Source organism: Conexibacter sp. CPCC 206217, assembly GCF_030646165.1.
Lineage (GTDB): Bacteria > Actinomycetota > Thermoleophilia > Solirubrobacterales > Solirubrobacteraceae > Conexibacter.
This window is the reverse complement of the sequence record NZ_JAUTDO010000005.1, coordinates 387,010-405,582: the sequence shown is the minus strand read 5'-3', so window position 1 is coordinate 405,582 and position 18,573 is coordinate 387,010. Positions and strand designations below refer to the sequence as shown.

General features: G+C 71.3%; 21 protein-coding genes. 9 read left to right on the top strand and 12 right to left on the bottom strand.

The features are described from left to right. Nucleotides 1-31 precede the first annotated feature (31 nt). Nucleotides 32-916: a hypothetical protein gene (locus tag Q7L65_RS15995; protein WP_304722487.1), complete on the top strand. Its 885-nt coding sequence runs from the start codon at nt 32-34 to the stop codon at nt 914-916. Here the strand turns inward: Q7L65_RS15995 and Q7L65_RS15990 are convergent. Beyond that, nucleotides 913-1,833 carry an SDR family oxidoreductase gene (locus tag Q7L65_RS15990; RefSeq protein ID WP_304722486.1) on the bottom strand — a complete coding sequence of 307 codons (921 nt, stop codon included), beginning with the start codon at nt 1,831-1,833 and terminating at the stop codon, nt 913-915. The genes Q7L65_RS15995 and Q7L65_RS15990 overlap by 4 nt on opposite strands. 125 nt (nt 1,834-1,958) lie before the next feature. Between Q7L65_RS15990 and Q7L65_RS15985 the strand changes: the two genes are divergently transcribed. Then, complete coding sequence (locus Q7L65_RS15985) at nt 1,959-2,522, top strand: TetR family transcriptional regulator (protein ID WP_304722485.1); 564 nt, start codon at nt 1,959-1,961, stop codon at nt 2,520-2,522. A gap of 119 nt (nt 2,523-2,641) precedes the next feature. On the opposite strand, the gene Q7L65_RS15980 is transcribed toward Q7L65_RS15985, so the two are convergent. After that, nucleotides 2,642-3,121: a hypothetical protein gene (locus tag Q7L65_RS15980; protein ID WP_304722484.1), complete on the bottom strand. Its 480-nt coding sequence runs from the start codon at nt 3,119-3,121 to the stop codon at nt 2,642-2,644. A gap of 129 nt (nt 3,122-3,250) precedes the next feature. After that, entirely contained in the window at nt 3,251-3,577 is a 327-nt protein-coding gene (locus Q7L65_RS15975) for a hypothetical protein (RefSeq protein WP_304722483.1), read from the bottom strand. Nucleotides 3,578-3,659: 82 nt separating this feature from the next. On the opposite strand from Q7L65_RS15975, the gene Q7L65_RS15970 reads away from it, so the two are divergent. Then, nucleotides 3,660-3,839 carry a hypothetical protein gene (locus tag Q7L65_RS15970; protein ID WP_304722482.1) on the top strand — a complete coding sequence of 60 codons (180 nt, stop codon included), beginning with the start codon at nt 3,660-3,662 and terminating at the stop codon, nt 3,837-3,839. Between the two features lie 120 nt (nt 3,840-3,959). On the opposite strand, the gene bcp is transcribed toward Q7L65_RS15970, so the two are convergent. Both bcp and Q7L65_RS15960 read right to left on the bottom strand, forming a co-directional pair. Continuing rightward, nucleotides 3,960-4,433, bottom strand: coding sequence for a thioredoxin-dependent thiol peroxidase (gene bcp / locus Q7L65_RS15965; protein ID WP_304722481.1), 474 nt, complete (start codon nt 4,431-4,433; stop codon nt 3,960-3,962). Between the two features lie 82 nt (nt 4,434-4,515). Further along, nucleotides 4,516-5,361: a DNA-formamidopyrimidine glycosylase family protein gene (locus Q7L65_RS15960; protein WP_304722480.1), complete on the bottom strand. Its 846-nt coding sequence runs from the start codon at nt 5,359-5,361 to the stop codon at nt 4,516-4,518. A 99-nt stretch (nt 5,362-5,460) separates the two neighbouring features. Between Q7L65_RS15960 and Q7L65_RS15955 the strand changes: the two genes are divergently transcribed. The 4 genes from Q7L65_RS15955 to Q7L65_RS15940 all read left to right on the top strand — a co-directional run bounded on the left by Q7L65_RS15955 (nt 5,461) and on the right by Q7L65_RS15940 (nt 8,787). Continuing rightward, on the top strand, nt 5,461-6,864 hold the full coding sequence (locus Q7L65_RS15955) for a hypothetical protein (protein ID WP_304722479.1): 1,404 nt from the start codon (nt 5,461-5,463) through the stop codon (nt 6,862-6,864). Nucleotides 6,865-7,022: 158 nt separating this feature from the next. Then, on the top strand, nt 7,023-7,319 hold the full coding sequence (locus Q7L65_RS15950) for a hypothetical protein (RefSeq protein WP_304722478.1): 297 nt from the start codon (nt 7,023-7,025) through the stop codon (nt 7,317-7,319). Nucleotides 7,320-7,502: 183 nt separating this feature from the next. Beyond that, nucleotides 7,503-8,024 carry a hypothetical protein gene (locus Q7L65_RS15945; protein ID WP_304722477.1) on the top strand — a complete coding sequence of 174 codons (522 nt, stop codon included), beginning with the start codon at nt 7,503-7,505 and terminating at the stop codon, nt 8,022-8,024. Nucleotides 8,025-8,112: 88 nt separating this feature from the next. Next, on the top strand, nt 8,113-8,787 hold the full coding sequence (locus Q7L65_RS15940) for a hypothetical protein (protein WP_304722476.1): 675 nt from the start codon (nt 8,113-8,115) through the stop codon (nt 8,785-8,787). 6 nt (nt 8,788-8,793) lie between these two features. Here Q7L65_RS15940 and Q7L65_RS15935 read toward each other — a convergent pair whose 3' ends face one another. Next, nucleotides 8,794-10,326: a succinic semialdehyde dehydrogenase gene (locus Q7L65_RS15935; protein WP_304722475.1), complete on the bottom strand. Its 1,533-nt coding sequence runs from the start codon at nt 10,324-10,326 to the stop codon at nt 8,794-8,796. A 146-nt stretch (nt 10,327-10,472) separates the two neighbouring features. Between Q7L65_RS15935 and Q7L65_RS15930 the strand changes: the two genes are divergently transcribed. Together Q7L65_RS15930 and Q7L65_RS15925 are read left to right on the top strand one after the other, a co-directional pair. After that, nucleotides 10,473-11,915: an MFS transporter gene (locus tag Q7L65_RS15930; protein ID WP_304722474.1), complete on the top strand. Its 1,443-nt coding sequence runs from the start codon at nt 10,473-10,475 to the stop codon at nt 11,913-11,915. Then, nucleotides 11,899-12,507: a TetR family transcriptional regulator gene (locus Q7L65_RS15925; protein WP_304722473.1), complete on the top strand. Its 609-nt coding sequence runs from the start codon at nt 11,899-11,901 to the stop codon at nt 12,505-12,507. The genes Q7L65_RS15930 and Q7L65_RS15925 overlap by 17 nt, the downstream gene beginning before the upstream one ends. A gap of 88 nt (nt 12,508-12,595) precedes the next feature. On the opposite strand, the gene Q7L65_RS15920 is transcribed toward Q7L65_RS15925, so the two are convergent. From Q7L65_RS15920 to Q7L65_RS15895, 6 genes are all read right to left on the bottom strand, one after another. Further along, a complete protein-coding gene (locus Q7L65_RS15920) occupies nt 12,596-13,957 on the bottom strand; it encodes a DUF1501 domain-containing protein (protein WP_304722472.1) in 1,362 nt (453 codons plus the stop codon). Then, complete coding sequence (locus Q7L65_RS15915) at nt 13,957-15,372, bottom strand: DUF1800 family protein (RefSeq protein ID WP_304722471.1); 1,416 nt, start codon at nt 15,370-15,372, stop codon at nt 13,957-13,959. The genes Q7L65_RS15920 and Q7L65_RS15915 overlap by 1 nt, the downstream gene beginning before the upstream one ends. Next, nucleotides 15,372-15,740: a cupredoxin domain-containing protein gene (locus Q7L65_RS15910; protein WP_304722470.1), complete on the bottom strand. Its 369-nt coding sequence runs from the start codon at nt 15,738-15,740 to the stop codon at nt 15,372-15,374. The genes Q7L65_RS15915 and Q7L65_RS15910 overlap by 1 nt, the downstream gene beginning before the upstream one ends. Before the next feature lie 176 nt (nt 15,741-15,916). Further along, nucleotides 15,917-16,372 (bottom strand): peptidylprolyl isomerase, encoded by a 456-nt coding sequence (locus Q7L65_RS15905; protein ID WP_304722469.1) that lies wholly within the window; start codon nt 16,370-16,372, stop codon nt 15,917-15,919. Between the two features lie 76 nt (nt 16,373-16,448). Further along, the gene (locus tag Q7L65_RS15900; RefSeq protein ID WP_304722468.1) at nt 16,449-16,928 is read right to left on the bottom strand and encodes an NUDIX domain-containing protein; all 480 of its coding nucleotides are present in this window, start codon (nt 16,926-16,928) and stop codon (nt 16,449-16,451) included. A 66-nt stretch (nt 16,929-16,994) separates the two neighbouring features. Then, complete coding sequence (locus Q7L65_RS15895) at nt 16,995-18,434, bottom strand: DEAD/DEAH box helicase (RefSeq protein WP_304722467.1); 1,440 nt, start codon at nt 18,432-18,434, stop codon at nt 16,995-16,997. Nucleotides 18,435-18,573: the final 139 nt, after the last annotated feature.

Genomic DNA, 18,573 nt, shown 5'->3' with positions numbered 1-18,573 from the left:
GCATCACCGGCCCGGTTAGCATGTGCGCCACATGGCCACGAACGACCTTCTCCAGGCGGAGGCGCGCGAGCGTCCGCGCGTGGCCATCCTTGCGGTCTTCGCAGCCGTCCTGACGATCGCCGCGCCGTTGATCGTGCGAATTGCCGTCGGCACCGCGTCGACCGACAACGCGCTCACCAGCGCGCTGACGCAGGCGGACCACCGCACGGCCGTGCTGATCGGCGCGGCCTCGTCGCTGCTCGGCCTGCTCGCGATCACCCTCGTCGCCGACTTCCTGCTGCGCGCCACCTCGGCGCGCGCCGAGGTGCAGCCGTTCATACGCCCGCTGCTGCTGATCGGCGGCGTCGCGCTGGCGATCTTCAGCGGCGTGCTGCAGGTCGTGACCGCGATCCGCATCCACCACTTCGCGACCGAGAGCTCGCTGACGTGGGACGAGCTGAAGGACGCCTCCGGCGTCGGCGCGCTGATCTACATCGGCATCGCCGCCCAGTTCGCCTTCGCGATCGGCCTGATCATGGTCTCGCTGAACGCGATGAGAGTCGGCCTGCTGTCGCGCTTCCTCGGCTACCTCGGCGTCTTCAGCGCGGTCCTGTTCGTGATCGCGATCCTGCCGCTGCCGATCGTCCAGGTCTACTGGCTGCTGATGCTGGCGCTGCTGTTCTGGGGCTTCAACAGAGCGAGAGAGCCGGCGGCCTGGTCCAGCGGCGAAGCCGTGCCGTGGCCGACGGCGGCCGAGATGCGCGAGCAGCGCGTGCGCGCCGCCGAGGTCCGCCGCGGTGAACACGCCCCCGAGGACCTCGACGCGTCCGCGCCCGCCGCGGACAGCGGCGACGAAGACGCCGTCGAGACCCTCCCGGGCCTCGGCGACGACGGCGAGAGCCAGGGCGCTCGCCGCAAGCGCAAGAAGCGCCGCTAAGCGGCTGTCGCGGCACCGAAGTAGTGACCGGCGCCGAGGTCCTCGATCAGCCCCGGATGGGTCGGCTCCCAGCCCAGCCGCTGCCGGGTCAGCGCGCTCGACGTCGGATTGTCGAGCGCGACGAAGGCGCCCAGGAATGAGAAGTGCTCGCCGGCCTCCTGCGCCGCGATGCTCGCCGTGGGCACGTCGAGCTTGCTCGCGATGACCGCGGCGATGTCGCGGAAGGGCACGCCCTCGTCGGCGACCGCGTGCAGCCGCGATCCGGCCGCGGCGTTCTCCAGCGCCAGGCGGTAGACGCGCGCGGCGTCGCGCGTGTGGACCGCGGGCCAGCGGTTGGATCCGTCGCCGACGTAGCCCGCAACGCCCTTCTCGCGTGCGATCGCGATCAGCGTCGGGCCGAAGCCGTGGTGGTCGAGCGTGCTGTGCACCAGCGGCGGAAGGCGCACCGCCGAGGAGCGCACGCCGCGCTGAGCCAGCCCGATCACCGTGTTCTCCGCGTCGATCCGCGGGCCGGCCTCCAGCACGTCCTCCTCCGTGCCAGCGCGCCCGGTGATCCCCCCGAAGGTCAGCATCAGCGTGCCCGAGGTGCTGACGAACGGCTTGCCGGAGTCCTCCAGCCCCGCCCCGATCGCCTCGATCGCGCGCAGGTCGGCGGCGACCGCGCCGGGGAAGTCGCCGGATTGCATCGCCTCGTGCTTGAAGGCGAGGTGGATGACGCCGTCGGCAGCGGCGGCGGCCTCCCGCAGGCCGTCGAGGTCGTCGAGATCGCCGCGGCGGACCTCGGCGCCGGCGGCCGCGAGGGCGTCCGCGGAGCTGTCGGAGCGGGCGAGACCGACGACCCGGTGGCCGGCCTGGAGCAGCTCGGGAACGACCGCGGAGCCGATGTGGCCGGACGCGCCGGTGACGAGAACACGCATGAGAAGACCTCCGGAGGAGCCCGTCCTTCGCCCCGCGTCGGCGAGCCCAAGGACGGTCGATGACACTAAGTGACATCACCGTAGCAGAGTCATGTCACCAGGTGCCATCGACTAACCTGGACCGTATGGGCCGATGGCAACCGGACGCGCTCGGGAAACTCCAGCACGCCGCACTCACGCTCTACGGCGAGCGCGGCTTCGACGCGACGACCGTCGCGGACATCGCCGAGCGCGCAGGGCTGACCAAGCGCACGTTCTTCCGCTACTTCGCCGACAAGCGCGAGGTGCTCTTCCACGGTGCGGAGGCGCTCGAAGAGCTGTTCGTGACCCAGGTCATCGCCGCCCCCGCGTCCGCACCACCGCTCGAAGCCGTGACCGTCGCCCTGGACGCAGTCGCCGCCGCGTTCGAGGAGCGGCGCGAGTTCGCCGCCCACCGCCAGCAGATCATCGCCGCCAACCCGGCGCTGCAGGAGCGCGAGCTGATCAAGCTCGCAAAGCTCGCCGACGCGGTCGCGGCCGCGCTGCGCCAGCGCGGCGTCGACGATCCCGCCGCACCCCTCACCGCCGAGGCCGCGATCCTCGTCTTCCGCGTCGCGTTCGAGCGGTGGGTCGCCCGGGCCAACGAGAAGGACCTCGAACAGCTGATCCACGAGTCGTTCGCGGAGCTGCGGGCCGTGACGGCCGCGTAGCGGATCCGCCCGCGTCGCATCCGCGACCCGCGCGCGCTGACCGCGCGCGCAACTCGCGCGCGAAGGGCGCGTCTACGTTCGCGCCGCGATCGGGCACCCTGTTCGGGCGCGCCGCGCGCTCACTCGACCGGATTCGCGATGTCGAACTCGACCGATCGCGCGACTTCCTCTCCATACGCTCCCTTCCCCGGCACGTCGATCGGCGTGCCCGGCGGCGGGCTCGGCGGGATCGGTGTCGGCGACGAGGGATCCGACACCGATGCTTTCGGCTCGGCAGGCCTGCGCGCTGGCTTCGGCGTGGTGCGGATCACGGCCCGCCACGTCCTTCCCACGGCTCGTGCCGTCAGCGTGTAGCGGGCGCCGAAGGCGGCCGGCAGTCTCGCCGCGAACGCTCCGGCGCGCAGGCTGCGCCGCTTGAGCACCCGCACGCCGCGCGATCCGTCGGTGCGGCGCAATACGACGCTGATGCGCGGCGAACCGACGCGCAGGGCGGTGACGCGAGCCCGTACGATCGTGCCGGGCGCGACCGTCGCCGACGCATCGCCGAGCGACGAGGCCACCCGCGCTCCGGCGGCTCTCAGCACGACGGGCGCGGACACAGCGGCGACTCCCGGAAATGCAAAGCCCCGGCCGCATAACTCCCTTGCAGGAGTCCTAGGCGGGACCGGGGCGTCAAGAAGTAGGGTAGCGCGATCGTGGAGCCGAGCCAAGCCCAGACCTGGCTCTCGTCAGCCCGCTTCCAGCCGTTCTTGGATGAGGTCGGCGGGGATCACGAACGGGCGCTCGCGCTCTATGACTGGCACGCCGAATTGGCCACCGCATGTTTCGGCATGGTCCACCACTTCGAGGTGCTCGTCCGCAACGCGATCGACGCCGTGCTCGGCGACGGCCAACCGCAAGACCCGCTCCGCGACACCTGGCTCATGGACTTCAGAGTCCTCCAGCCCGACGGCGTCAAGCAGGTCATCGTCGCCGTCGAGCGCCTCGACAGAGGCAAGGCGGTCACACGAGGTCGGGTCGTCGCCGTTCGGCTTCTGGGCCGGTCTTTTCAGCAAGACCTACGAGGAACTGTGGCGACACCGACTCCATCACGCCTTCCCACACGGCTCGGTCGTCCGAAGAGACCTGACTCAGCGGATGCGCCTGCTCCAGCGCTTCCGCAACCGCATCGCACACCACGACTGCCTGCTCAAACAGGACATAGCCGCACGATCCGACGACATGCTCCTCATCGCCGGCTGGATCGATCCGGACGCCGAACGCTGGCTCGCCGAACGCACCCGCGTCCCAACGCTGCTCGGCACGCGGCCGCTGTAGCTGCTCCTCCGCGCTCGCGCCTCACTCAGAGGCAGCCAACCCGTCAGCCATTCTCGCGGTCCTCGGAACGAGACGCAGACAACGCCCGACGCGGACGCTCATGCCCGGACGCGAGGTCGCCTACGCCGCCGCGCTCAGCTCCTCCAACGCCTTCAGCACCTCGTCGTCATGCGTTCTCGGCGTCACTCTCGGGATCACGTGGACCACGACGCCCTCAGCGTCGATGATGAAGGTCGCGCGCAGGGCGCCCCAGTACTTCTTGCCGTACATGCTCTTCTCGGCCCACGTGCCGTAGGCCTCGCAGACGGCGTGCTCCTCGTCGGCGAGGAGGGCGAAGTCGAGCGCGAACTTGTCGGCGAATCTCTTCACTCTTCTGACCGAGTCGGGTGAGACGGCCAGGACGACGGCGCCGGCCTCGGCGTAGTTGGGCAGGTGGTCGCGCACGCCGCATGCCTGGGTCGTGCAGCCGGGGGTGTCCGCCTTCGGGTAGAAGTAGAGGACGACCGTCTTGCCCGCGAAGTCGGACAGGCTGACGTCGTTGCCGTCCTGGTCGGGAAGCGTGAACTGGGGGGCCTTCTCGCCGGTCTCGATCATGGGATGCCTTTCGGGCTCGCGGATGCTTCGCGCCGGAGGATACGAGACCCCTGCGAGCAGACCGGGTCCGCGACGTGACCCGCTACTTCAACAACCGCGACATGCGGCGGTCCTTCAGGACCTTGCCGTCGGTCTGCTCGACCGGGCAGTACGAGATCACGTAGTCCTCGTAGTGGACGGCCATCAGCTCGGCGCCGCAGCTGGGGCACGGCTCGCCGTGCTTGCGATGGACCTTCAGCGGCAGCGGGAGCTTGTCCGGCAGCGGCAGTCTCAGCGTCTCTTCGTAGAACGCGATCGCGCCGCCGAGCACGTCCACCGTCGCCGAGCGCAACCTCGTGGCCTCCTCCTCGGACAGGTCTCTGCCGCGCTTGAACGGCGACAGTCTCGCGGTCCAGAGGATCTCGTCGACCCAGGAGCGGCCGATCCCGGCGATCGTGCGCTGGTCACGCAGCAGCGTGTGCAGCGGGCGCGCGAGTCTCAGCAGCGGCAGGAACGGCGGCGGGTCGGGCCACGCCTCCGGGCCCAGCGTCGCGATCGACTCCTCGGCATCGACCTCCTCGGCGCGCAGCAGCTTCGCCCACGCCGCCTGCTTGGTGCCGAACTCGCGCAGACGCAGCTCGCGCCCGTCGTCCAGCCGCACCAGCACGCGCGACGTTCTGTCGCGCAGACCCGCGCGTCTGTCGTACAGCTGCAGCCGGCCGGCCGACATCAGGTGGAACAGCAGCACCAAACCCGTGTCGTTGGTCACGCCGAGCTGCTTGCCGCGGCGCAGCGTACCCGTCAGCGTCGTGCCGTCGAGCGCGTGCAGCGGCGGGTCGAACGTCTTGATCGCGTTGATCCCGGGCGCGAGCGTCGACTCGACACGGGCTCCTGCGACCGCCTCACCCAGCAGACGGGCGGTGATCTCGACCTCGGGCAGCTCGGGCATCCGGCCTCCACACTAGACGCTCGCGCGGAGGTGGCCCGCGGCTTGCACGCCGGGCGTATGCTGCCCGCAGGAGAGGGACCTGCGAGGAGAGGTTGCGCTGTGGCACGCCGACGTTCGACCACGATGCTGGCGATGACGCTGCTGACCCTGCTGTCGTGGGCGCTCGCTGCGACCACCGCGCAGGCCGCGACGCAGACGATCTCCAAGACGTTCGGGCCGATCAAGATCGGCGGATACGAGGTCCGTCAGGAGAACTCGATCGGGGTCCCGACGCCCGGCGTCGACGGCTACATCACCGACATGAGAGTGAACGTCGTCGACAAGCGGGGCAAGCCGCTGCCGATCTCGCGCGTGATGCTGCACCACGTCGTCTTCCTCAACGCCGGCAGCCCCGCCAGACCGCGCACCGACAAGACCTGCTCGCAGTTCACGCTGTGGGACTCGCGCTCGAGACTGCCGGCGCTGGCCGAGCGCTTCTACGCCGCCGGCGAGGAGCGCGCGGAGATGCGGCTGCCGGCCGGCTACGGCTACCCCGTCGCCAGAGACGACACGTGGTTCCTCGTGTGGATGCTGATGAACCACAGACAGCTTCCCGACCAGGCGTACATCAAGTACGACATGACGGTCGAGACGGCCGACCCGCTGCAGGAGGTCACGCCATACTGGCTCGACGTCAACAACTGCCTCGTCGACCCGATCTACAACATCCCCGGCGGCGGCAGACCGGGTGCGCTGGACAGACGCTCGGCCGAGTGGACGATCCCGACCGCCGGCCGCCTCGTCGCCGGCACCGGCCACGTCCACGGCGGCGGCCGCGACCTCACCGTCACCGAACCGACCTGCGGCGACCGCGAGATCGCCCGCTTCCAGCCGACCTGGGGCCAGGCGACGCACCCGTTCTACAACGTGCGCCCGATCCTCCACGAACCCGGTCCGATCAACGTGACGGCGATGACCTCGCCGACCGGCGTCCCGCTCGCCGCCAACTCGAAGCTGCGGCTGACCTCGACCTACGACGGCGTGCTCCCGCACACCCGCGTGATGGGGATCTCCGTCGTCTACGTCGCGCCCGATCCGACCGTCACCGAACCATGCGGAGCGCTCCCGCTCGACGTCTCCTACAGCGGCCGGCCGCCCGGCCGCCCGACGCCGCCGCGCTTCACCGTCCCGCTGACCGGGATCGATCCCGACAGCGGCAGAGCGATCACGATCCAGGCGCCGCCCGGCAGACGCGTCGCGCTCAGAAGCGGCGCGACCGTGAAGATCAAGGGCTTCAACTTCTCCAAGCGCAACATCGTGCTCAGACGCGGCAGCAGACTGCGCTGGGACTTCGACGACGACGGCACGATCCACAACGTCACGCTGGCCTCCGGGCCGATCGGCTTCGGCTCGGAGAATCTCGACCGCGGCAGCTTCACGCAGCGCTTCAGCAAGGCCGGCACATACCGCATCTTCTGCGCGCTGCACCCGGTCGCGATGACCGAGTCCGTCGTCGTGCGCTGATCCGCCGCAGGAGCGGTGGCGTAGTCCAATCTGGAATCCGGCACGCCGCCGCAACTCGGGCGCATGGACGCTGTTAAGAAGGGCGTTACGAGGCTTAAGACGGACGTTCCAAAGGCGTTAGGGGTTCTTAACAGCCCGACACCAGACTGGCGGCCATGATGACTGACATCCTCCTGATCGCAGGGCCCAACGGACATGACGAAGAGCTCGTCGCGTCGGCCGCTGCGCACCACCCGCACCACGTCACGGTGCTGATCGAAGGCAGCGACCCGGCCTGGTCGTGGAGCCCGGCGCAGACGGCGCATGACCGCCGCGACAGGCTCGCGACGCTGCTGACCGCGACCTCGCTGGCGACCGGCGCCGCCGTCGTCGGGATGGTCGGCAACCCCTCCCAGCTCGCGCTGGACGAGTTCGACGCCGTGATCGACTCGCGCAAGCTGCTCGCAACCGCCTGATCGCTTTGCCCAGACGTCCCCGCGGCCCTCGCCGAACGCCAACGCGCGTTCGGCGAGTCGGCGGGAACTGCTGGAGGGGACCATGGACGACCCTTCTTCGCCACTGCTGGACGACGGCGTGCCGAAGCTCGCGCAGCGCGCCTGGGAAGTTGCCAGCGGCACCGTTCACTAGCATCCGGCCTCTTGTCCAGACGTGCCCAGTCGTCCCGTCGCACCGCACCACCGCCGAGGAGCCCCGCGCTGCCAAGCCGCGCGGTGCTGATCGGTGCCGGGGTCGTCGTGCTGATCGTGATCGTGCTGCTGGTGAAGGGCTGCGGCAGCGGCCTCAGCGAGCAGGAGCTGCGCACGCAGGCGAGCGAGATCTGCAACAGAGTCGCGGCGACGACCGACAGGGTCGCGGTGCCGAACGCGCCGGCCGGCGGCGAGCGGTTCCTGTCCGAGGGCCTCACGCAGCTGCGCCCGGCGCTCGTGAGACTGCAGAGACTGCAGGACAGAGCGCCCGACTCGCTGCGCAGAGACTATGAGCTGGCCGTCTCGGCGAACGCCCGCCAGCTGCAGCTGATCGGCAACGCCGTCAGAGACCTGAGAGGCGGCGCCGACCCGATCGACACCTACCAGCAACTGCAGCGCAGACTGGCGCTCGTCTCGCCGACCGCCGACGCGACCTGGCGCAGGCTGAGAATCCCCGCCTGCGTGAGCCACTGAGCGGGCGGCGGATCCGGCCCGAACGTCTGAGCCGCTTGCACCGAACGACGGAGGCGGCGCAAGGCGGCGACGACGATCGTGTCGGACCATGCAACGACGCCTCCGTCTTCCGCCGCCGCTCGCCGTCCTGACCGCCGCGCTCCTCTGCGCCGCCGTCGCGCCGGCGCCCGCGCCCGCAGCCGCCGCCAGAACCGCGACCTCAGCCCGCTTCGAGCTGGTCGACGTGAACGTCAGAGGCACCGTCGGCGTGGCGCTCGACGACGGCGCGGACCACTACACCTACAGCGGCAGAGCGACCTACGCCGACGGCAACGCCACGCGCGGCGAGCTGACGATCCCGCTCAGCGCCGCGAAGCGCCGCGCCCTGCTGCTCCCGTTCACCGCCACGGGCCTCACCTACGGCGGCAACAGCGACGCGACGATCGTGACACCGACGCGCACATGGGACTGCGGGCAGGCGACACCGGACGCGCTCGAGCCGACGAGCATCGCCGCCGGGATCACCTTCAGAGGCGACAGAATGCGGATCCAGTGGAGCTTCTTCCCGCCGCCGATGAGCTGCCCGCAGGGCGCGCCGGCGTGGTCGATCCCGGGCATCCCGGTCGCCGCCACGACGCGCACCTACTCGCTCAGACAGCTGCTGGCGGTCAAGCGCGGCAAGAACGTCCGCATCGCTCCCGGCATCGATTCGAGTTGGAGCGACGACGGCGGCCTGCACCACGTCAGCTGGAGCGGGACGCTGAGACTGAAGCGCGTCGCCTGACACCGGTCAGGCGCGCTTGCCGCGGCCGTACAGCAGTCTCGTGAGCCCGCCGATCAGCTTCGTCACGCGCTTGCTGTAGGGGAACATGTGCGGGTCTCTCTTGCCCGCGAAGCGGGTCACCAGCAGCGTCTGCTGCTGCGTGTACTTGCGGATCCCGCCGGCGCCGTGGCGGGTGCCGAGGCCCGACGACTTCCAGCCGCCCATCGGCAGCTCGAGCGCCGTGTAGTTGACCTGCGCGTCGTTGACGCAGACGGCGCCGGCCTCGACGCGGCGCGCGAGCTGCTCGCCGCGGCGCAGGTCCTTCGTCCAGACGGACGCCTGCAGGCCGTAGGGCGAGTCGTTCGCCAGTCTCAATGCCTCGTCGGCGTCGGCGACCTTCATGATCGGCAGCGTCGGCCCGAACGTCTCCTCGGTCATGCACGACATCGTGTGGTCGACGTCGACCAGCACGGTCGGCTCGTAGAACATGCCGGGGCCGGGCGCGGCTCTGCCGCCGGTCAGCACTCTGGCGCCCTTCGCGACGGCGTCGGCGACGTGCGCCTCGATGATGTCCAGCTGCGGCGGGAAGGTGACGGCGCCGACGTCGATGCTGCCGGGGCCTGACGGGCGGCCCTGGCGCAGCGACTTGACTCTGTCGGTGACCTTGCGCACGAACTCGTCGTAGGCGGGCGCCTCGACGTAGACGCGCTCGATCGAGATGCAGACCTGCCCGCCGTTGTTCATCGAGTAGTAGGCGGCGGCGTTGGCGGCGCGGTCGAGATCGGCGTCGGCGAGCACGATCATCGGGTCCTTGCCGCCCAGCTCGAGACCGACCGGCGTGAGCGTCTTGGCGGCCCGCTCCATCACCTTCTTGCCGGTCTTCGTCGAGCCCGTGAACATCACGAAGTCGACGTGGTCGATCAGCGCGCTGCCGGTCGCGCCGTCGCCTGTCGCGACCTGGAAGACGTCGTCGGGCAGGCCCGCGGCGCGCAGCCCCTCGGCCATCAGCAGCGACGTCAGCGGCGTCACCTCGCTCGGCTTCAGGATCACCGCGTTGCCGGCCGCGAGCGCCGGGATGCAGTCGCCGAAGGAGTTCGTCAACGGGAAGTTCCACGGGCCGATCACGCCGACGACGCCGACGGGCCGGTAGCGCACGACCAGCTTCTTGCCCTTCACGAGCGGGTTGGCGGACTTCATCGGCTCGTCGGCGAGGAAGTGCGGCGCCTCCTTCGCCCAGAAGCCGAACGCGGCGGCGGCGTACATGATCTCGGCGAGCTGGGCGTCCTCGTAGGTCTTGCCGGTCTCGCTGACGATCGTCGCGATGATCCGCTCGGAGTTGTCGGTGACCCACTTCTGGGCGCGCCGCAGCACGCGGCCGCGCTCCTCGAAGCCGATCGCCTCCCACGCCGGCTGCGCCGCGCGCGCTCTCGCGACGAGCGCCTTCACGGCGCTGGCCGACAGCGTCGGGAGCGTGGCGATCGTCTCGCCCGTCGCCGGGTTCTCAACGGGGATGCCGGTGCCGCCCTGCGCGGCTGCCGGCGCCTGCTCGACACTCGCCATCGATCCACTCCCTCTCGGTGCGTTGACTCGACCTCGCCTCTCACCCTACCGGAGCGGCGCACGCGTTTGGCCAGCTGGCCAGTTGTGCGTCCAGATTCTGAGTGTTACTGTCATTTCATTGTGACTTTCAAAAACGAGGAACTCTCATGGATCATGCCGACCCTCGCCGCTGGTGGGCGCTCGCCGCGCTCGCGCTCGGCGTCCTGACCGTCGGGCTCGACTCGACAATCGTCAACGTCGCGCTGCCGACGCTGTCGCACGAGCTGCACGCCTCCACCAGCCAGCTGCAGTGGATCGCCAACGCCTTCAACCTCGTCTTCGCCGCCGCGCTGCTCCCCGCTGGACTGCTCGGCGACCGCTTCGGGCGCAAGAAGCTGCTGCTCGGCGCGCTCGCGCTGTTCGGGATCGCGTCGTTGGCGTGCGCGCTGGCGTCCAACGCCGGGCAGCTGATAGCCGCCCGCGCGCTGCTCGGGCTCGGCGGCGCGGCGCTGATGCCGCTGTCGATGGCGGTCCTGCCGGTGCTGTTCTCCGACCGCGACCGGCCGAAGGCGATCTCGACCTGGGTCGCCGCGACCGCGATCGCGCTGCCGCTCGGGCCGATCCTCGGCGGCGTGCTGCTGGACAACTTCGCGTGGGGCTCGATCTTCCTCGTCAACGTGCCGGTCGTGCTCGCCGCGCTGGTCGCGATCGCGCTGCTGGTGCCGGAGTCGCGCAGCGCACGCGCGCCGCGCATCGACGTGACCGGGATCGTGCTCTCCAGCGCCGCGCTGGGGCTGCTGACCTACGGCGCGATCGAGGCCGGCGACCGCGGCTGGGGCGACGCGCTCGTGCTCGGCACGCTCGCCGCCGGCGCCGCGCTGCTGGCCGTGTTCGCGGCGACGCAGCTGCGGCTGGAGCGGCGGCCCGACGGTGAGCCGCTGATCGAGCTGGCGCTGCTGCGCTCGCCGACCTACCTGTGGGCGACCGTGCTGGCGACGATCGTCTCGTTCGCGCTGTTCGGCCTGCTGTTCGTCGCGCCGCAGTTCTTCGCGATCGTCTTCGGCGCCGACGCGCTCGGCACCGGGCTGCGGCTGCTGCCGGTGATCGGCGGCCTCGTCGTCGGCTCGCGCGTCTCCGGCCGGCTGCTGACGCAACTGGGCGCCAAACGCGTGATCGCGGCCGGCTTCGTGCTGATGACCGCCGGCCTCGCGCTCGGCGCGACCAGCTCCGTCGAGAGCGGCTACGGCGTCACGGCGGCCTGGATCGCGCTCGTCGGGGTCGGGACCGGCTTCGCGCTGCCGACCGCGATGGACGCCGCGATGAGCCAGCTGACGGCCGACAGCGCCGGCGTCGGCTCGGCGCTCGTGCAGACCTGCCGCCAGGTCGGCGGCACGATCGGCGTCGCGCTGCTGGGCACCGTGCTGGCGGCCCGCTACGCCGGTCCTGGCGACAGCGCCGCGGCGTTCGTGGACGGGATGGACGCGCTGCTGTGGGTCGCGGCGGCAGTCGCGGCGGCCGGGATCGTGCTGGCGCTGGCGCTGATGCCGAGCGCGCGTGCCGGCGCGGCGCCGGTCGAGGAGGCACAATCGGAGCATGGCATCGCCGTCTGAGATCGCTGACAGACCCATGGGCCTGCGCGAGCGCAAGAAGCTGAGAACGCGCGCGACGATCCAGCAGGAGGCGCTGCGGCTGTTCAGAGAGCGGGGCTACGCGGCGACGACGGTCGACGAGATCGCCGCCGCCGCGGAGGTCTCGCAGAGCACCTTCTTCCGCTACTTCCCGGCGAAGGAGGACGTCGTCATGTACGACTCGCTCGACCCGCTGATGATCACGGCGTTCCGCGCGCAGCCGCCCGAGCTGACGCCGCTCGCCGCGCTGCGCGGCGCGCTGGTCGAGCTGCGCCGCACGCTGCCGCGCGAGGAGCTGGAGCGCGAGCGCGAGCGCCACCTGCTGGCCAGCACGGTGCCGGAGCTGCGCGCGCGGATGCTGACGTCGCTGACGGGCACCGTCGAGCTGCTGGCCGAGATGGTCGCCGAGCGCACGGGGCGACCGGTCGACGACCTCGCCCTGCGGACCTTCGCCGGCGCGCTCGTGGGGATCTCGCTGGCGACGATCGAATCGATGGCGCGCGGCTCCGTGGAGGACTACTTCGACACGTACTCGCGGGCGCTGGAGCTGCTGGAGCAGGGGCTGCCGCTGTAGGCGCGCTCGTGGGCAGGGCCGGCGCGGCGCGGAAACGCGGGCCGCAGGCGAGCGGGACGAGGGCGGCGGCGGTGGCCGCCGCTCGCACCTACTTCACCAGCGTCAGCCGCCCGTAGCGCCCCGCCTGCGGGATCACCTCGGCGGCGTCGGTGCGCAGCCAGCCCTCGATCAGCGACGCGTAGACCTTGCGGAAGTCGATCGTCACGCGCAGGTTGTCGTCGCGGTCCAGCGCGGTCAGGCTCGGATAGTCGGTCAGGATCCCGGACGCGGCGCGCGTGCCCTGGACCCACGCGAGGCCGCCGGCGCCGTGGTCGGTGCCGGACGACTCGTTGCCCTGCGGGCGACGGCCGAACTCCGACCACACGAGCGTCAGCACGCGGTCGGCGAGGCCGCGCGTCTCGAGGTCGGCCTGGAAAGCCGACAGCGCCAGCGACAGGTCTCTCAGCGATCTCGCCAGATCCTCCGGCTGATTGTCGTGCGTGTCGAACTCGCCGTCGGCCTGCGCCGCGGCTATCCGCACGCCCAGCGGCTGCGCGAGCAGCGCGGCCAGCCGCGACAGGCGCGTGGCGAGGTTGTTGTCCTCGGGATACTCGACCGGGGGCGCGAGCGGATCGCGGCCGTTGCGCTCCGCGTACGGCGCGAGCCGATCGCCGACGCGCTTGGCCAGCAGCGAGGCGTTGCGCACCGACGCCGGGCCGTCGGCGCGGCCGCGCGCGCCGTGCGCGAGCTGCTCCCATGCGTTCAGCATCTTCACGTGCGGCTTCTGCTCCAGCCCCCAGATCTCCAGCCCGACGTCGCCGGGCGACTCCAGCGCCGCGACCGGCGCCGACGCGGTCGCCATCACGGGCGACAGCGTCGAGCCGAGCGTCAGGCCCTGCAGCGGGTTGTCGGCCGAGCCGTGCCGGTCCAGCCAGCGGCCGAGCCAGCCGGGCGCGGCGCGCTCGGTGATCAGGCCGGTCTCCCAGAAGTGGCGCGAGTGGAAGTGCGACAGGTCCGGGTTGGCGTAGTCGATCCCGGGCAGAAAGCCGACCTTGCCGGCGTCGAAGAGGCCCTTCACGCCGCCGCCCGCGCCCTCGGCCAGCGCCGGGTGCAGCGCGAGGCCGGTCGCGCCCAGCAGCGGCGGCTCGGCGACCTTCGTGCCGGGCCGCAGGTCGGCGTAGCGGCCGTAGTTGCCGACCGGGATCAGCGTGTCGAGCAGGTCGGCGCCGCCGGGCAGGAAGACCGACACCAGCACCGGCGCGCCGGGCGCGCCCGCGGCCTGCGCCTCGGCCGCCTGCAGCACGTCCGGCAGGCCCATCGCGCGCTGCGCCCAGATCGCCAGCGCGCCGCCGAGGCCGGCGCCGACGACCTGACGGCGCGTCAGCGGATGGCCGTCGCCGAGCCAGCGCTCGCGCGCGGCGGCGCTCGTCTGGCGGAAGTCGTCGCAGCCCTTGTGCACGGGTCGTGTCATCAGCAGAGCTGGGCCTCCGGGCCCGCGATCAGGAGGTGGCGCAGGGTCCGCTGCAGCGCCTCGGCGCGTGAGTCGGCCTCGTCGCGCCAGGAGCGCGGGATGTCGTCGAACCAGTGCGTCGCCAGTCTCGTGAGGACCTGCTCGGTGTGCGCGGAGACGGGCGGCGAGCCGACCGCGGCGATCGCGAGCGCGACCGCGCGCTGCGGCGTCAGCGTCGACTTGTAGCGCCCCTTGCGGACTCTCGGGCGGCCGAAGTTGACGACGTAGTTGCCGAGCACGAAGCGCTGGCGCATCGAGTTCGACGACATCCACTTCGAGCCCCAGTCCCAGCCGGCGACCGACGGCGGGCGGAACAGCTGCTGGCCCATCGTCGACAGCAGCCAGGTCGGGTACCCGTCGGTGATGCCGCTGCGCGTCTGGCGCAGCGCGCCCGCGACGTAGACGACCGGCCACTTGACGAGGTCCGGCGCGCCGAGGTCGCGGTAGAGCGCAGGGTGCTCGAGGATCTCGCGCACGACCGGCTTGACCTGCAACCCGTTGCGGCGGTAGGTCGCGGCGAGCGCGCGCACCGTCTCCGGCGACGGCGGCGTCGCGACGAAGTACTGCCACAGCTTCGTCACGAGGAACGGCGCGTGGCGCGGGTGGTCGCAGACGAGGTCGAGCACGTCGTCGGGCTCGAAGCGGCCGCGTCTGCCGAGGATCCGCTTGACGCCCGGATCGTGCTCCTCGGGGTCGTAGCGGATCCCGCCGAAGCCGCTGCGCCGGCTCCACTTCGAGCGGAAGCCCGTCAGCGCCCGCGCCGCCTCGCGCACGTCGCGCTCGCTGTAGCCCCTGCCGAGCGTGAACAGCTCCATCAGCTCGCGCGCGTAGTTCTCGTTCGGGTGGTCCTTCGTCGAGTCGGCGAGCGACAGGAACAGCTGCATCGCCGGGTCGCGCGTGACCTCGCGCAGGAACGGGCGGAAGGCGCCGAGCGCGTGGCTGCGGAAGAGGCGGTTCTGCGCCAGCATCAGCGGCGTGTCCTGCTCGGTCGTCGCGAAGTGGTCGTGCCAGAAGAGCGTCATCTTCTCGACCAGCGGGCGGTTGCTGCGGATCATCCGGTCCAGCCACCAGAGCTGGTCGTCGCCCCACTCGTTGACGGGGTCGAGTCTGCGCCCCCTGACGTGCGGCGCCGGCCCGATCAGCTTCGTGCCGCCGGGCGGCCCGTCGACGATGTAGTCGAGCGTCGCGCGGCGGCCGCGTCGCGCCCACGTGCGCGCCTCCTGCGAGGTCGCGCCGAAGCCGGCGCGCCAGAACAGCCGGTGGACGTGCGCCTCGGTCCAGCCGCTGCCGGCGCGGGCGGCGGCAGCGCGGGCGCGGGCGGTCGTGGGCGCGCCGGTCGCGTCGCCGCGGCCGGGTGCGCTGCGACGACGGGCCATCAGCGCCGCACCACCGTGAAGCCGCTGCGCATGCCGAGCTGCGCGTGGTTCGCCACGTCGCAGCTGAGCCGGTAGCTGCCGCGGCCGAGTCGCACGCGGAGGACCGCGCGGCCGCCCGGCTTGACATCGGCCGTGCTGCGCAGCACGCGGCCGCGCGCGTCGCGGACGACGAGGTCGTGGACGTCCTCGCCGTAGTTGGTCACGTTGAAGCGGACCTCGCCGACGGGCACGCGCGTGCGGTACGGCGTCAGACGGAACTCGCGCTGGGAGACGCCGACGGCAGTCGACGCGGGCGCGGGACGCTTCGCCTGCGCCGCCACCAGCGCAGGCGTCAGGGCAGCCGCGCCGAGCACGGCGCAGACCAGCAAGCCTCGCGACCAGACGCGCACGCCGTCAGTTTCGCCGCCGGGAACGCGATTCCCGCGGCGTGCTGCGCAAATTGCACGGGTTAGCGCCGCCGAGCCCGCAGCCGCGCGGCTGCCGGGCGGCTGCCGGGCGGCTGCTGGGCGGCGGCGCCGACCGCGATCCGACCGCAGACCTGTTTCTAGCTCAGCTCGATGCGCTCGATGCCGGCCGGCTCGACCGGGCGGTCGCGCGCGTCGGTCTCGAGGCCCTCGATCGCATCGAGCGCGTCCATGCCCTCGACGATCTTGCCGAAGACCGTGTGCTTGCCGTCGAGCCACGGAGCGGCGTCGACCGTCACGAGGAAGAACTGCGAGCCGTTCGTGTTCGGGCCGCGGTTGGCCATCGCCAGCGCGCCGCGCTCGATCTTGTGGTCGTTGATCTCGTCCTCGAACTCGTAGCCCGGGCCACCGGTGCCGGTGCCCTCCGGGCAGCCGCCCTGGACCATGAAGTCTCTGATCACGCGGTGGAACGTGAGACCGTCGTAGTAGCCGTCGGTCGACAGTCTGCGGAAGTTCTCGACCGTCTTGGGCGCGTCCTCGTCGAACAGCTCGATGACGATCGCGCCGTGGCTGGTGTGCATCGTGGCCTGGGACATCGGCGGCTCCTCCGGGGGATTGGTGCGTGGTGGTCGGGTACTGCGATGCGCTGCGGTGGGTCCTGCTGCGACCCTACTACCCGCCTTGCGCGGCCGGCAGTTCGGCGAGGCGCTCCAGCAGCGGCAGCTGGGCGGGCAGCAGCTTCTCGCGCGCCTGCGCGAGCGTGAACCAGCCGGCGCGGTCGACCTCGGGGAAGGCCTGCGTGCGACCGGAGCGCGGCGGCCACTCCATCTCGAACGTGTTGCTGACGATCAGCTCGGGATCGAGGTCGCCGGCGAGCGCCCACGCCGTGACGAGCTTGCCGCCCTTCTGTCTGACCTCGCCGAGCGACTGCGGCTCGGCGTCGGGCGAGGGCGGCGTGCCGAGCTCCTCCTCGAACTCGCGCAGCGCGGCGGCGAGCGCGTCCTCGTCGTCGCCGTGCTCGCCCTTCGGGATCGACCAGGCGCCGACGTCCTTCTTCGCCCAGAACGGCCCGCCCGGGTGGACGAGCAGGACCTCCAGCTCACCGCCGCCGACGCGGCGGTGAAGCAGGATTCCGGCGCTGCGTCTGGGCATCGGGATGACGGAGGACCGCAGTACGCGGGGCAGTTGGGCGGGGTGAGGGGGCAGCCGGGTGGCGGCCTACGCGCGGATCGCTTCGAGGCGCAGCTTGTGGCCGTCGACCTCGGTGCCGGTGACCTGCTCGACGACGTGCTCCGCGGAGGCGGACGGCACGTCGAGGAACGTGAACTGCTCCAGCACGCGGATGTTGCGGACCGCTTCGCCGTCGATGCCCGCGGCCGTCTTGATCGCGTGGATCAGGTCCTTCGGCTCGATCCCCTGCGCGAGACCGCCGGCGACGACGAGGCGCGTGCGCGCGCCGTCGTTGATCGGCGCGGCGGCGACGACGGCCGGCGTGTCGCCGTTGGTCGGCGCGACCGGGGCGACATCGTGCGGCTTGGTCTCGTGGCGCTTGGGCTTGACCTCGACCTTCAGCGTCCCGACGCGCGCGCCCTCGGTCCACGGCGCCATCGGCGTTCTCGTGTGCCGCTCGATCGCCTCGATCTCCCTCTTCTGCTTCGAGTCGTAGAACGTGATCGCGCGGCCGGAGCGGCCGACGCGGCCGGTGCGGCCGATGCGGTGCACGTAGACGTCGGGCGAGGTCGGCACGTCGAAGTTGACGACGTGCGTGACGGAGGAGATGTCGAGCCCGCGCGCGGCGACGTCGGTCGCGACGAGGATCGGCAGGCGGCCGCTCTTGAACGACAGCATCACGCCGTCGCGCGAGCCCTGGCTCATGTCGCCGTGCAGCGCCTTCACGTTCATGCCGCGGTCGCGCAGCGTGCGGTAGAGCTGGTCGGCGCGGATCTTCGTGCGCACGAAGACGATCGCCTGATCGGGCTTCTCCGACTCCAGCACGCGGCCGAGCATGTCGTTCTTCTCGCGCTGCGGAACCTCGAGCGAGAACTGCTCGACCGTGTCGACGGTCAGCGTCGCCGCTCTGACCTTCACGTGGACCGGGTTGTAGAGGTACTTCTCGGAGAGCTTTCTGATCTCCGGCGGCATCGTCGCGCTGAAGAGCGCGGTCTGGCGGCTGCCGGGCGTCAGCGCGAGGATCTTCTCGACGTCCTCGAGGAAGCCGAGGTCGAGCATCTCGTCGGCCTCGTCGAGCACGACGAAGCGGGTCGCGTGCAACATCAGCGAGTGGCGCGAGATCAGGTCCTTCACGCGGCCGACGGTGCCGACGACGATCTGTCCGCCGGCGCGCAGCTGCGCCTGCTGGGAGCGGATCGGGGCGCCGCCGAAGACGGCGACGACGTCGATGCCCTTGCGCGCGCCGTAGGAGCGCAGCGCCTGGGTCACCTGGATGCAGAGCTCGCGCGTCGGCGTCAGCACGAGCGCCTGGACGTCGCGGTCGTCGGGATCGACGTACTCCATCAGCGGCAGGCCGAATGCCGCGGTCTTGCCGGAACCGGTCTGCGCCTGGCCGATCATGTCAGAGCCGGTGAGGAGCGCCGGGATGGCCTGCTCCTGGATGGGGCTGGGGCTCTCGTACCCCACGTCGCGCAGTGCTTCGAGCACCGGAGCGGAAAGTCCGAGTTCAGCGAAAGTAGTCACTAGCCACTCAGGTTAGTCCTCGTGCGGCTACGCCGCATTGCGAGTTCCACGGCAGCGTGCCGGCGGCGCGCGGCGCGCAGGGGAACTCGCGGGCGAAATCCGC